Raw genomic sequence first — 13,059 nt, 5'->3', positions numbered from 1 at the left:
GTCACAGCCCCCGGGCTTCGCAGTAGTCGACGGTGTTGAGGTACGCCCGGTGCAGTTCCGGAGTCGCCGTGAACCGCCGCTCGCCGGGGCCGGTCGGGGCACCACGCCAGGCGTGCACCCGCAGTGGGCCGACTACATAGCCGGGACGAGGATCCAGTGGGTGGGCGACATTCGCGACCAGCACCAGCAGGGGCATCTCCGCGACGAGTTCGACATGCGTGCCCGCCCCCGCGCTGCCCTGCCAGGTCAGGGTGCCGTCCGGTTCGACGCGCACGCCCTGGAAAAAGGAGAGACTGGGCGGCAGGTCGCGCCGGGTCAGACCGTGCTTGGCGGCCGCCTTGAGGAAGAGCCCGCGGCCGGACGGCGACGGCCCCTCGGGGCGGGCGTCACCGTACTTGCGCTCGTTCCAGGCGTCGGTGGTGGTGCCGCAGAAGGCGTCGTGCCGGCCGGAGGAATCACCGCTGACCACGGCCAGGACCCGGCCGTCGCCGGAGAGCAGCGGATGGTCCTGGCCCGGATACGCCTGCCACGGCACCTTCTGGGTGTCGGCGACGTTGAGCCGCTCCACCGGCTCCAGGGCGTTGAAGAGCAGCAGGTGGGCGCAGGCGTCACCGCCCGGGTCGTCGAAACGCAGCCGCGTGCCGCGGGCAAGGACCTTGTGCGTGTAGCCGCCGGGCGCCACCGTCTCCGCCCACACCAGGGCGGCCGCGTCCACCCCCGGCGGGCAGTACGGGCTGTCCGACGCCGGCAGGTACGGCATCCACGCGCCGACCTGCCCGCCCTGGGCGCGGGCGTCGTCACGGGCGCTTCGGACGCTGTCGGTCAGGTGCAGATCACGGGCGCGGGCGGGAGCCTGCCCGGTCGCGTAGCGGCCGTGCTGCGGTACGGCCGTCGAGCTCTCGGTGGTGGTCATGGATGTCCCGTCGTCGCTTCGTCGGTACGTCATCGATGCGTCCCCTCGCGTCACACGGGCCCTCAGGCGGGCTCCGCGACGGCCTGCGTGTCCAGGGGCGGCTCGATGTGCGTGTGCGGTACGTGCCTCAGCTCGATACGGCGGTGCAGCCGGCGGGCGAGGAAGTAACCGGCACCGGCGGCGAGGCTGAGCCCGATGAACAGCGGGGCGCTCCACCGCAGCCACCAGGTGCCGCCGGTGAGGTCGTAGATCTCCGCACGGGGCCAGATCAGATTGACCGTCATGCCGGCCTGGTAGAGCACGGCGAGCGTGTTGACCGCCACTCCCCCCCGGCCCAGCGAGAACAGAGGCCGGCCGGTCTCGTCGACGCCCGCCGGCAGCCCCCCGCTGCCCCTTCGCCGGATACGGGTGACCAGCAGGGGCACCGTCACGCCCAGATAGGCCAGGTACAGCAGGGCGATGCAGAGGCTGGACAGGGCGGTGAAGATCGCCGACTGGCGGATGTTGACCACGAGTGCGATCGCGGCGCCGACGCCCACCACGATCGACGTGATGATCGGCGTACCGGTGCGGGCCGAGACCTTGCCGAGGTGCCGGTGGAAGGGCAGGGCGCCTTCGCGCGCCATGGAGTACATCATCCGCGCCCCGGAGGTCTGCACGGCCAGGGTGCACGCGAACACCGCGACCGCCACGCAGCACAGCAGCAGGCGGCCCAGAACCCCGCCGAGCCGGTCGGTGAGCACCCAGGACAGACCACCGGCTGCCAGCTTTCCGTCGGTCAGGCCGCGCGCCGCCATCAGCCCCGACAGGATCAGCAAGGCGCCGCCGACACCCGAGGTGGTCAAGGCCCGCAGGATGGTCCGGGGAGTGGTTCGGCGCGGGCTGTGGGTCTCCTCCGCCAACTCGCCGGCCGAGTCGAAGCCGACCATCACGTACGCCGCCATCAGTGAGGACGCGAGGAAGGCCCCGAAGTAGCCGCCGTGGCCGGCCCAGCCGGTGGGGTGGGCCACCACCTGCGGACCCCGCTCGGGCAGGAAGAAGAGGATCAGCACCAGCGCGAGCACGCCGATGATCTCGACCGTGACGCCGAAGCTGGTGGCGGCGGCCATCTGGCGGATTCCCAGGATGTTCACCACCGTCGTGATCACCAGCAGAACGCATCCCAGCAGGACCGCGTTCTGTGCGCCGGTCGGGGAGGCGACCGACGGATCGGCACCCGGGCCGCCGACGATCTGGAAACCGGACCAGATACCGGGCAGCACCGCCTGCGCCGCGATCGCGGCCGCCGCGACCGTGAGTACCTGCCCGATGATCATGATCCAGCCGACGAACCAGCCCGTCGTGGTGCCGGTCAGTCGGCTCGACCACTGGTAGATCGCCCCGGATACGGGCCAGCGTGCGGCCAGTTCGGCGAAACACAGCGCGACGAGGAGTTGGCCTGCAAAGACCAGCGGCCAGGTCCAGAAGAACGCCGCGCCGCCGAGACCGAAGCCCAAGCCGAACAGCTGGAAGACGGTGGTGAGGATCGACACGAAGGAGAAGCCCGCGGCGAACGACGCGAAGCTGCCTACGCCGCGTCGGAGTTCCTGCGGGTAGCCGAAGTGGGCGTGGCCGGTCGTGCCACCGCCGCCAGGGTCCTGCGCAAGGGGGAGTTCGGGCCGGCCCATCGCCGCACCTCCGATCGGTCGACAGATACCTGTCGCTTGATAGGTATTGCGATCGTCGGCCGGACCGGTCTCACACCCGAGTCGGGGAAGTTAACTTCGTGTATCTGCGGACGCGCCTCGGGTATGACTGTGTGTCAGCACTTTGTCGGTGTCCCCGCAGCGGATTCTCCCGCGCGAGACACAGGACCAGTTCTCGGCGCCGGAGGGGCAGCGTCGCTGGGGTGCCGAAGAGGCTGACCAACCACTCGCCTCCTCGCCATCCCGTCGCCGAACAAGCAGGCCGGACACTGGGACTACGCCCACGTCCGGTTCACCAGCGCGGGCATGCACGAGCGCTGACGGGTGCCCGGGTCAGGCGGTGGTCGTCAGGCGGGGGAAGAAGACGCGAACGGGCAGCAGCAGCCGAAAGAGGTCTCAGAGGCCGAGTCTGCCTTGAGCGACGACGCCCAATGCCCAGACAGGGAGGCAGGATGAACCGAGACACATCAAGTTGATCCGAACGGGTGAAGATCGGTGGTCGAACGCTGACGATGCAAGCTGCCATGCCGATTCCTCGCGCTGGCTGGAACCGGCACGGCACTGCGGTGGGACTGTGCGGTCGGCTCCTGGGACGCTGCGCGATAGGTGCGCGGGCGGTCGGTGATCTGTTCGACGATGGCCGCCGTGCTCTACCTGCGCAAACTCGGCACCCGAGAACTGCTCGCCCAGCTCTTCGGAGCCAACGGCAGCACCCGCACCAGGGCCATTCGCCGAGTCCAGCGCCTCCTTGCCGACCACGGCTACACCATTACACCCTCGACAGCCAGGTCCGGACGCCCGCTGACGTCACCGCCCTCCTCACGAACGGCAGCCGCACAGGGATCAAAGCAGCATGTTGCTTCTCTGCGAGCCCTTACCACCGGGGCAGTACCGCAGAACGGTGCGTCAGCAAATGGAAGCAGTGCCGGGCAGTGCCCATCCGGTACGACAGCCGCGACTACGACTTCCATAGCACCCTCACTCCTCGCGGCCGGGGCTCTGCGAACCGGAGGAAGGAGATCGTCGTGGAGTCTCAGCGCTCCATGGGGCCGTGCACGTTCAGGCGCTCACGTTGCCTCACTGAGGTGGGGAGGGCGCAATGCGGCTCGATCGGTGCCGGGACGAGGCGGCCTATCGGAGACCGTGGCGGTCGAGGCGGTGGATGAGGCCGGGGCGGCGCTGGTAGTCCTCGCGCAGGCGGGCCAGGCGCTGGTGGAAGTCGGTGTGCTGTCGGGCGTGGGCGTAGGCGTCGCGCAGTTCCGCGAGGAGGCTGACGGCCTGGTCGTAGCAGCTGGTCTTCTTGGTGGCGATGTGCGCCTCGATCTGCTGCCAGACGGATTCGGCCTCGCCTGCGAGAGCGGTCAGATGCCGGGCGCGGGCGGTGGCCCGTTCGTGTTCGGCGCGCTGTTGGCGTTCGGTGCGCAGGGTGTGGGCGGCGTCCAGGAGGTGGGCGGCGGACCGGCGCCCGGGGACTGTGGTGGGGGCGTCGGCGCCGCGCAGGCGATGCAGGAGTTCTGTGTGCAGCCCAGGTTCCGGGCCGAGGGCGAGCCGCAGCAGCAGAGTGTCCTTCTCCTTCTGGGGCATTGCGGCGATCAGCGGGGCGAGTTCCTTCTTCGCAGGCTTGGTCAGCTTCTTGGATGCGGCGGAACCGGCCTGGGCCGCGACTGCCAGCAGGTCGTCGTCCACGCGCAGGAAATCCGCGAGCGCCCGCTGCGGGGCGGTCAGTTCGCCGAGCCCGGCCGGGACGGGCGGTTCGGGGCAGGTCCGGTACTCCTCTTCGTCGTCTTCGAGTTCCCAGGCGGCGAGCGCTGAGAGCCAGGCCAGATAGAGGGGGCGCAGGTCGCCGGTGGTGAGTTCGTCGCGTACGCCGATGAGGGCGGACAGCGAGTCGTCGGCGCCCTCGATCCAGTCGCCGCCCTCGTCCTCGCTGGTCAGGTCGAGTAGGAGGTGGGTGCGGGTGGTCCAGGCCTCGATGTGGTGGTCGAGACAGTACGGCCGCACCGCCGGCAGGGCCAAGGTCTGCTTGGGCAGGCGGAGCATCAGCCGGTGGGTGCCCCAATTGGTCGCGTACAGGTGGGCGTCGAAGTAGCGCTCGACCATTTTGCGCGGATTGGCGCTCAGGTCGCCCCAGTTGTAGGTGTTGGTGAAGCTGGTGGCGGTGATCCGGGCCCGGGTGGAGATGGCCCTCAGCTGCTCCTGTTCCTCGCGGCTGAGCGGCCGGTCGAGGGCCTGGAACTCGTAGTACTGGTACTCGCTCACACGGCGGACCCTATCGCCGCCGCGGGTGGGCTCGGGCGCGGATGGGCCACGGCAGCGGAGCCGACCGGAGGCAGCAATCAAACGCCATAGGGTGAGCCGAGGCGAGCCGTGACGGGGAGGAGCGGGCTGTGGCGGTGTGGACCGAGCGGGCGATGGAGCATGATGCAAGAACGGAGCTCGCGGCCGTGCTGCAGCTGGTTGCCGCGGGCAGGCTGCGGTGCGGCGACAAGACGAAGCGCCCCTCCGCGGCCACCCTCCGCGCACTGGGCGAGGTCCTCACCGGCAGTGACTTCTACGAGGGCGAGGCGGTCAGGGCATTCGCCTGGCCGCTGCTGCTCCAGGCTGGCGGTCTTGCCGAACTATCGGGCGGCCGACTGGAGTTGACCGCGCGGGGCCGCAAGGCGCTGGCCGCGCCCGCCCACGAGACGATCCGGCACCTGTGGCGGCGCTGGCTGAGCCACGGGGTACTGGACGAGTTCAGCCGCATCGAGGCAGTCAAGGGGCAGCGCGCGGCGAACGTCCTCAGCGCGGCCGGCCCGCGCCGCAAGGCGGTGGGTGCGGCGCTCGCCGAGTGCTGCCCGCCAGGAGAATGGATGGCGGTGGACGAGCTGTTCAAGGCGATGCGTACCGCAGGGCATGACCCGTACCTGGTCCGTTCCGAGCGGGCGCTGTGGACGCTGTACCTGGAGGACGCGCAGTACGGCAGCCTCGGCTACGACGGACACCACGACTGGCCGGTGCTGCAGGGCCGCTACACCCTGTGTGTGCTGTTCGAGTACGCGGCCACCCTCGGCCTCGTTGACGTCCAGTACATCGACCCGGACGGCGCCCGGGACGACTTCCGCCACATGTGGGGTGCCGACCGGCTTCAGCGGCTCAGCCGCTACGACGGGCTGCTCGCCATCCGGTTGAACCCGCTCGGGGCGTACGCGACGAGGAGCACCGACGCCTACCGACCGGGCCCGGAGCCCGCCGCCGGGGCGCGGAACCCGGTCAGGGTTCTGCCGAACTTTGACATTGTGGCACTAGACGGCCTGGCCCCCGCCGAGGCGCTGCTGCTCGACGCGTTCGCAACCCGGTCCACCGACCGTGTCTGGACGCTGTCCACCGCCTCCCTGCTGAAGGCCCTCCACGCGGGCCGAGGTCTGGAGGAGCTGCGCCGCTTTCTCGCCGAGACCAGCACAGGAGAGGAACTGCCGCAGACCGTCACGGCGTTGCTGGCCGACGCCGTCTCCCGCGCCGAGAAGGTACGGGATCTGGGTACGTGCCACCTGCTGGAGTGCGTGGACGAGGCGCAGGCCGTGGTGATCGCGAAGGACCGCAGGGCGGGCGCGCTGTGCTCCCGGATCGGCCCAAGGCATCTCATGGTGGCCCCCGGCGACCTGCCGGCCGTCCGCGCCGCGCTGCTGAAACTCGGTTGCGTACTGCCCGCCCGAACCTGAACGGCAGGTTCACGTCCAGGGTGCGGTCCGCGGGGCCTGGGCACGTTCTCGGAGCGCGGTGCGGGCGGCGACTCGGCCGGTGGGAGTGAGGGAGATCGTGGAGCGGCGGCGGTCACGGTATGCCAGGAAGCCGAGGGCCTCGCCGGGACGCAGCCACTGCCACAGGAAGTGGCGGGTGTCGTCGCGTCGTGGCGCGGAGCCGTCGGGGAGGGTGAACACCTCGACGGCCAGGGTGTGAACGGCGGCGGTGAGGTCGTCGAGCGTGAGTTTTCCGCCGAGCAGGGCCGCTGCGGCGGCTTCGGCGAGTTCGGCTCGGACACCGTCGCCGAACCACGCGCGGGCGGCCGCGGCCTGCAGCAGGGCCGGGTCGGCGAGGTGTTGTCGGCCGCGGGTGGTCCGGGCGAGCTTTCGGTGCCGCTTGGCGAGCAGCCGAGCCGCGCGGGCCAGTTCATGCAGTTCGGCGAGGCGAACGACGTCGTACTCGGTGCGCGGCACCATGCCCGGCAGATACCAGTCGTAGCGCTCGGCGGGCCTCGATGACCAGAGTCCGCGGCAGGTAGCCGGCCTGGGTCAGCGTCACCCCGTCGCCTACCGCCTCCAGTAGCCAGCGCAGGGGTTCGGCCGTGTCGGCGGCCGTCTCGGGCGCCACGCTCAGCAGGTCCATCACGGTGCCGCGCAGACGACGCCGGGCGTCGGGTGGGGCCTCGGCCCAGGTGCGGCGGCGCTCGCTGTGGACGGCATCGAGCGGGGTGCGTCCATCGTGCGCGGGACGCGGGGTTGTGAGCCAGCGCTCCACGTGCTCGATGCGTGCGGCGGCGTAGCCGCGGGTGCCGGGCACCAGTGCGCCGTCGTCCAGCGCCTGCTCCAGCAGCCGGGAGGCGTTGCTGCGGGCGACGGCCTCGTCGATGCCCATCACCGGCCCCCAGGTGAGCAGGTCGGTGTCCGGCGGGGTCACCGGGGAGGCGTCCACCGCCCGCCGGTAGGCGGCCCGCCCCTGATCAGGCGAGTGTTGCCATGCGGCGCGGATCTCGCGGGTGGCCTCCGAGGTGCAGACGGCCGCGGACCGGGCCGGCCGGCGTCCTGGAGAAGTTCGGCGAGGGCGGTGAGGATGTGCGGGTACTCGGCGGGCTCTGCCACCCACTTGACCGGCAGCTCGTACCAGCAGAACCGCTCCACGTCCTCCTGGGCGAGCGAGCCGGCTGGGCCGCCGTCCGGCAGGAGCCAACCGAGCAGCCGTCGTCGAACCCCAGGTCGTGGTCTGGTTGGTGAACGCTCCCCGCCGCTTGGTGCTCGGAGTGCGGACGCATACCTTGGCGTCCTTCTTGCTGATGTCCACTCCCGCGCAGCGTTCGTGCAGTACATCCACGGCCTTGTTCCCTCCCTCACCGCAAACCGCGTACGCCGTTCCGGGAGGGCCAGGGTGGAACAGGAATTCTGACGCCCGTGCTCACAGCAACACTCCACGGTTCCCGTGGACGGCCCCCATCACCACGCTGACCTGCGAGCTCACTGGCATCACAGAGGCATCGGTTTCGGCCGGAACGAACCCCTCCAGCATCCCGCACCGGCATCAGCCCACGTCAGGGCAGACAGAAGCACCCCCGGCGCGCGCCACGGCATTTACTACGCCCCCGGCGCGCACCGAAGGTGCGCTGAGTCGCTGACCTGCGCGGATTCGTTGTGCCGGCATCGTTGTACAGGAGGGCGAGCGCCCATGCTCGACCGTGGTTGTCCGCACTTACGGGCACGGATCGGGCACGCCCCTGCCGCACACCCGTCCTCGCCGTCCTCAGCCGCCTCGGTTCCTGACGGCGCGGCCGACACCTGGGACGCCCCGGGACGAGCCGCTGTTGGCCCCGTCCGACGCGAGACCGACCCACACGGTTGACACCCAGGCGTGCGCCGACCCCGTGGTCACCACCCTCAGGCCGGGACCGGCGAGGTTGCGGTGCTCGTCCTCGGGCCCAAGCATGGGCTCAGGAGAACAGCGACAGAGCACATCGGAGGGGAACGTCCCGGGAGGACATGAGAGCCATGCCGTTTCCTGCCCCCCGGTCCGTCGGCCGTCGCCGGACAAGGCGCACTCGACAGGCATGCGTGCGATCGGCATGACCGACGACGACCGGTCGCTGCGCTGTCTGGTCACCGGCGCCACCGGTTACATCGGCGGCAGGCTGGTGCCGGAGCTGCTGGCCGCCGGGCATTCCGTGCGCTGCCTGGCCCGATCTCCCGGCAAGCTGCGGGACCATCCGTGGGCTGAGCAGGCGGAGACCGTGCGCGGGGACGTGACGGACGAGGGGGCCGTGCGCGCGGCCATGCAGAGCATCGACGTCGCGTACTACCTGGTGCACGCGCTGGGCACCGGCCGGGGCTTCGAGGAGACGGACCGGCGAGCGGCCAGGATCTTCGGTGAGCAGGCGCGTGCCGCCGGAATCCGTCGGATCGTCTACCTCGGCGGTCTGAGCCCTTCCGGAGTACCCGAGCACGCACTCTCACCCCATCTGCGGTCCCGGGCCGAGGTGGGCCGCATCCTCCTGGCCTCGGGCGTGCCCACCGCCGTACTGCGGGCAGCCGTGATCATCGGGTCGGGTTCGGCCTCGTTCGAGATGCTGCGGTATCTGACCGAGCGGCTGCCTTTGATGGTGACCCCGAGCTGGGTGCGCACCCGCATCCAGCCCATCGCCGTCCGCGACGTGCTGCGCTTCCTCGTGGGATGCGCGAGGCTGCCCTACGACGTGAACCGCGCCTTCGACATCGGCGGACCGGACATCGTCACGTACGAGGAGATGATGGGGCGGTACGCCGTCGTCGCCGGGCTACCGAAACGCGTCGTCGTCCCCGTTCCGCTGCTCACACCCCGACTGTCCAGTCTCTGGGTCGGTCTGGTCACCCCGGTGCCGGGCGCCCTCGCGCGCCCGCTGGTCGAGTCGCTGAAGCACGAGGTGATCTGCGCCGAGCGGGACATCGTCCGTTACGTGCCGGACCCGCCGGAGGGACCGGTCTCCCTCGACCGGGCGATCCGGCTGGCTCTCAGGCGCGTGCAGGACGCGGAGGTCGCCACCAGATGGTCCTCGGCCTCAACTCCCCTCGCCCCCAGCGACCCGCTGCCCACCGACCCCGACTGGGCGGGCGGGAGCCTCTACACGGATCGCCGCGAGCGCACGGTCGCGGCGTCGCCGCAGGCGCTGTGGCGGGTGGTGGAGGCGATCGGCGGCGAGAACGGCTGGTATTCCTCGCCGCTGGCCTGGTCCCTGCGGGGCTGGCTGGACACCCTCGTGGGCGGTGTCGGTCTGCGCCGGGGCCGCCGGGACGCGACCCGGCTGCGGGTCGGCGACAGCCTGGACTTCTGGCGCGTGGAGGAGATCGAGCCGGGCCGGCTGCTCCGGCTGCGCGCGGAGATGCGGCTGCCTGGCCTGGCCTGGCTGGAGATGGCCGTCGACCGGGACCCACAGGGACGCACGGTGTACCGGCAGCGGGCCCTGTTTCACCCGCACGGCCTGGCCGGGCACGCCTACTGGTGGGGCGTGGCCCCCTTCCACGCCGCGGTCTTCGGCGGCATGGCCCGCAACATCGCCGCCGCGGCCGAATCGGCCGCCCCCGAACCGGCTCGCACTCACTGAGGGGCTCGAGGAACCGTGCGCGTCTGGGTCGCCCTGTTCACCGCCGACCTGCGGGTGCACGACAACCCGGTCCTCCAGGCCGCGCTGAAGGATGCCGAACGTGTGGTCCCGCTCTTCGTCGTCGACACCGGCATCCGCCGCACCGGCTTCGCCGGACCCAACCGCGCGGCGTTCCTCGCCGACAGCCTTGCCGACCTCGACATGACCCTGAGGACTCGGGGCGGCCGGCTGGTGGCGCGCGTCGGCGACGTGGTCGAGGAGACCTGCCAGGTGGCGGCGGAGACCGGGGCCACCGTGGTGCACATCGCGGGCGGGGTGAGCCGCTACGCGGTACGGCGCGAGGACCGGCTGCGCGCGGAGCTGGCCGGCGACCGACGGGAACTACGTGTCCACGACGCCTCGTTGACGGTCGTACCGCCGGGGGGACTGACACCGGCGGGCAAGAGCCACTTCGCCGTCTTCACCCCGTACTTCCGCCGATGGGAGAGCTTCTCCGTGCGCGGCGTCCTGCCCGCACCGGACGTCGTACGGCTACCGGACGCGGGCTCGGCCGGCCTTCCTCGCGCAGAGTCCCTCACGTCGGGTTCCACCTCGCCGGGCCTGCCCGCCGGCGGGGAATCCGAGGCCCGTCGCAGGCTGCGGTCATGGCTGGCGGGCCCGCTGTCCGCGTACGCCGACCGGCACGACGACCTGGCCGCCGACGCGACCTCCCGGCTCTCCTGCGGGTGCCGATAAATCGTCCGGCCTGGTCACGCGGCATGGTGGTACTCGTGGAGGGTTCCGCCGAGTCGGTTTCGTCGGCGGATCTCCAGGTGTCTGGTGTTCCCCGGTTCGCTGATCGGGTGGGGGAGTGGGCGAAGGGGAGCGGCTTGGCCCAGGGCTCGGTGCGGGCGGTGTCCGTTGTAGAAGGTCTCGAACTCGCGGAGCACGTGGAGGAGGTGCCTGGGGTTCCAGATCAGGGTGCGGTCCAGGAGTTCGCGCCGGCAGGTCTGTATCCAGCGCTCCATGATGAAGTTCATCCGCGGTATTTGGATGCCGGTGGTGATGACCTTCGGCCCGGTGTCGGCCATGAGGGCGTCGAAGGTGGCGGTGAACTTCGAGTCTCGGTCGCGGATCAAGAATCTGGCCCGGCTGCCGGCGTCCTCCAGGTCCATGAGGAGGGTGCGCCCGAGCTGCACGATCCAGTTGGCGGTCGGGTGCGCGGTGGCACCGAGGATCGGTCCTCGTTGTGTTTTCGTAGGTGATCGTGATGCCCAGGGCCTCGTAGAGAGGCTCTTTCTTCTCGGCGTCGGCGGCTTGGATACGTTGTGCGATGTTTCCGAGTCTGTCAGTGATCTCCCGAATCTGGTCGGCCGTGAGGGGTGGTTCCTTCTTCCGGGTGACGGTGGGCAGTGCGTCGAGCTTCTTCTGCGCCGCTTCTTTGTCACGTTGCGCATCGTTGATCCACTGGGTGACGACGGCTGGGTCGGCTCCGGAGTCGAGGGCGGCCTGATAGCGGACAAGACGCCGCTCGCATTCCTTGATCGCTTGGCGGGCTTGGGCCTGCTCGGGTGTTTGGGGCTGCGCCGCGCTTGTCGCGATGCTGGCCTGGCTGAGTGCAGTGATCGTGGCGGTGAGCCGCTTTGTGACGAAGGCGCGGGCGATCCGTGCATCCAGTGCCCGGCACACGATGTCTTCGCGCAGGTTGATGGTGCGGGGGTGGTCGAGCCCGGGGTATAGCGCTGCTTCCTGTTCCTTGTACTCGCATCGGTAGTAGACGCGGTCACGGATCGAAGAGGGCTGCATCTTCCGTCCGCACAGAGTGCACTTCACCCGTCCTCGCAGGACGTAGGGCCGCCGGCCGCTTCGCCGGTTGGGCCGTTCCTGCCGTTGGTAGGCGCGTGCGCGCTGCCTGCGGGCGCGCTGGGCGGCTTCGAAGAGTTCGGTGGTGATGAGCGGGTCGTGTGCGGGGTCGTTGGACCAGATCCATTCATCGCTGGGGTTGTGGGTCATGGTGGTGCGGTGGTCGAGGGCGACGTCGTCGATGTCGAGGAGGCGTTCTTCCTTGCGTTGTTTGTTCCAGACCTCGTGGCCGGTGTAGCGGGGGTAGGGGCGATCATGGTTTGAAGGAGCTGCAGAGGGCGGCGGCGACGGGCCCGGTCACCTCGGGTGGTTCCTGGGGGAGGTCTACGTGGATGCTCCTAGGGATGTCCGTGATCGAGTGCCGCTCGGGTGGGGCTGGGGGAATGCGCCGTCGGGCGCTGGGGCCGGAGTACTCGTTGGTGCTGGCACATCCCCTATAGAAATGCCGCACCGCTGAATTGTCGTCCTGTGTCGACCGGGGCCCTTGTGGAACGGGCTCGGTGGCTGAATCCGCGCCGAGGGCGATGCGCACATAGAGGGCCAGGTGAGACCACATGGCCCAGGACGGGAATGGGTGGAGTTCCGGTTCAACGTTTAGTGGCGGCCGTAGAATCAGCGTGACGATCTGGCAAATATGCAGGTCAGGAGGGGTCGGGCCCATTCGGGGTCGGCCCCGTCGTCGTACCCCCTGCTGGATCGGTGCTGGATAGAGCTGACGTGCTGTCAGAAGGTGGGGTGGGTGTCCGGCTACGGATTCCGTTGCCAACGGGGTGCTGTGGGCCGTCGTCGGCGGTGTCGGTGCCGGGTGGGTGTGCGCTGGTGCCGTTGCCTATCGACGTCGGATGGAGGCCGGGACGGGGCCGTCGCGGCCGATTGGCGGCAGATGGGGAGGCGCCGATGGTTGTGGCCCAGGTTCGAGTCTCTGGCGGGGCACCAGGCAGATGGGAATGGGGGCGGGCGGTGGTCTCCGGGATCACGGATCACCGTGGGGCCCCACTCTGTACCTCTGAAGTGGCCCGGCCCGTTGCCGCAGCTTCGAGTCCTGCGCGAGAGCCGCCGAAGGGAGGTCCGGGCAGAGGAGGGGCACTCGTTGTGGGCGTCCCCACCTGGTCCGCGCGACCAGGTGGGGCACACACGCCACGGTCGTCAGCGCCCGGTGGCGGTGCGGGCGCTGGTCAGGGCGGCGAGCGGGTCGGGTTGGGCGGGGGCGCAGGGCCACCAGTCGGTGCGGCCCGCGAGGTTTCGCGGGCGTAGGGGTGCCAGCGGCCGTCGGGGCCGCAGCGGAGCTGGATGCCCTC

Annotated in this window: 7 protein-coding genes and 5 pseudogenes; 4 read left to right on the top strand and 8 right to left on the bottom strand. The window is 70.3% G+C overall.

Going from position 1 to position 13,059, the window contains the following annotated elements:
- Position 1 precedes the first annotated feature (1 nt).
- Together AAW14_RS24955 and AAW14_RS24950 are read right to left on the bottom strand one after the other, a co-directional pair.
- Positions 2-913: an urea amidolyase associated protein UAAP1 gene (locus tag AAW14_RS24955; protein WP_322741105.1), complete on the bottom strand. Its 912-nt coding sequence runs from the start codon at positions 911-913 to the stop codon at positions 2-4.
- A 62-nt stretch (positions 914-975) separates the two neighbouring features.
- Positions 976-2,580: an amino acid permease gene (locus AAW14_RS24950; RefSeq protein WP_265566164.1), complete on the bottom strand. Its 1,605-nt coding sequence runs from the start codon at positions 2,578-2,580 to the stop codon at positions 976-978.
- Positions 2,581-3,234: 654 nt separating this feature from the next.
- Between AAW14_RS24950 and AAW14_RS24945 the strand changes: the two are divergent.
- Positions 3,235-3,455 (top strand): annotated as a pseudogene (locus AAW14_RS24945) (ISAzo13 family transposase); the annotation flags it as partial.
- Between the two features lie 274 nt (positions 3,456-3,729).
- Here the strand turns inward: AAW14_RS24945 and AAW14_RS24940 are convergent.
- Positions 3,730-4,857, bottom strand: coding sequence for a hypothetical protein (locus AAW14_RS24940; protein WP_265566163.1), 1,128 nt, complete (start codon positions 4,855-4,857; stop codon positions 3,730-3,732).
- A 128-nt stretch (positions 4,858-4,985) separates the two neighbouring features.
- Between AAW14_RS24940 and AAW14_RS24935 the strand changes: the two genes are divergently transcribed.
- On the top strand, positions 4,986-6,299 hold the full coding sequence (locus AAW14_RS24935) for a helicase-associated domain-containing protein (RefSeq protein WP_265566162.1): 1,314 nt from the start codon (positions 4,986-4,988) through the stop codon (positions 6,297-6,299).
- A 9-nt stretch (positions 6,300-6,308) separates the two neighbouring features.
- On the opposite strand, the gene AAW14_RS24930 is transcribed toward AAW14_RS24935, so the two are convergent.
- The 3 genes and pseudogenes from AAW14_RS24930 to AAW14_RS39825 all read right to left on the bottom strand — a co-directional run.
- On the bottom strand, positions 6,309-6,797 hold the full coding sequence (locus tag AAW14_RS24930) for a hypothetical protein (protein WP_265566161.1): 489 nt from the start codon (positions 6,795-6,797) through the stop codon (positions 6,309-6,311).
- Positions 6,748-7,269, bottom strand: coding sequence for a hypothetical protein (locus tag AAW14_RS24925; RefSeq protein ID WP_265566210.1), 522 nt, complete (start codon positions 7,267-7,269; stop codon positions 6,748-6,750). The genes AAW14_RS24930 and AAW14_RS24925 overlap by 50 nt, the downstream gene beginning before the upstream one ends.
- Before the next feature lie 264 nt (positions 7,270-7,533).
- A pseudogene (locus tag AAW14_RS39825) lies at positions 7,534-7,665 on the bottom strand (IS110 family transposase); the annotation flags it as partial.
- Between the two features lie 727 nt (positions 7,666-8,392).
- Here AAW14_RS39825 and AAW14_RS24920 point away from each other — a divergent pair.
- Together AAW14_RS24920 and AAW14_RS24915 are read left to right on the top strand one after the other, a co-directional pair.
- Positions 8,393-9,919 (top strand): SDR family oxidoreductase, encoded by a 1,527-nt coding sequence (locus tag AAW14_RS24920; protein ID WP_265566160.1) that lies wholly within the window; start codon positions 8,393-8,395, stop codon positions 9,917-9,919.
- A gap of 15 nt (positions 9,920-9,934) precedes the next feature.
- Positions 9,935-10,639, top strand: a pseudogene (locus tag AAW14_RS24915) (deoxyribodipyrimidine photo-lyase); the annotation flags it as partial.
- Between the two features lie 29 nt (positions 10,640-10,668).
- Here the strand turns inward: AAW14_RS24915 and AAW14_RS24910 are convergent.
- Both AAW14_RS24910 and AAW14_RS39820 read right to left on the bottom strand, forming a co-directional pair.
- A pseudogene (locus AAW14_RS24910) lies at positions 10,669-11,151 on the bottom strand (integrase core domain-containing protein); the annotation flags it as partial.
- Between the two features lie 481 nt (positions 11,152-11,632).
- Positions 11,633-11,944 (bottom strand): annotated as a pseudogene (locus AAW14_RS39820) (zinc ribbon domain-containing protein); the annotation flags it as partial.
- Between the last annotated feature and the right edge of the window lie 1,115 nt (positions 11,945-13,059).

The sequence above is a fragment of the Streptomyces hygroscopicus genome (assembly GCF_026168105.1).
GTDB classification, from domain to species: Bacteria; Actinomycetota; Actinomycetes; order Streptomycetales; family Streptomycetaceae; genus Streptomyces; species Streptomyces hygroscopicus_D.
This window is presented reverse-complemented; position numbering and strand designations above follow the sequence as displayed.

What these genes read in the sequence shown, in the direction of transcription:
- AAW14_RS24955 (WP_322741105.1), bottom strand. Translation starts at nt 913, where the DNA reads ATGACCACCACCGAGAGCTCGACGGCCGTACCGCAGCACGGCCGCTAC.
- AAW14_RS24950 (WP_265566164.1), bottom strand. Translation starts at nt 2,580, where the DNA reads ATGGGCCGGCCCGAACTCCCCCTTGCGCAGGACCCTGGCGGCGGTGGC.
- AAW14_RS24930 (WP_265566161.1), bottom strand. Translation starts at nt 6,797, where the DNA reads ATGGTGCCGCGCACCGAGTACGACGTCGTTCGCCTCGCCGAACTGCAT.
- AAW14_RS24920 (WP_265566160.1), top strand. Translation starts at nt 8,393, where the DNA reads ATGCGTGCGATCGGCATGACCGACGACGACCGGTCGCTGCGCTGTCTG.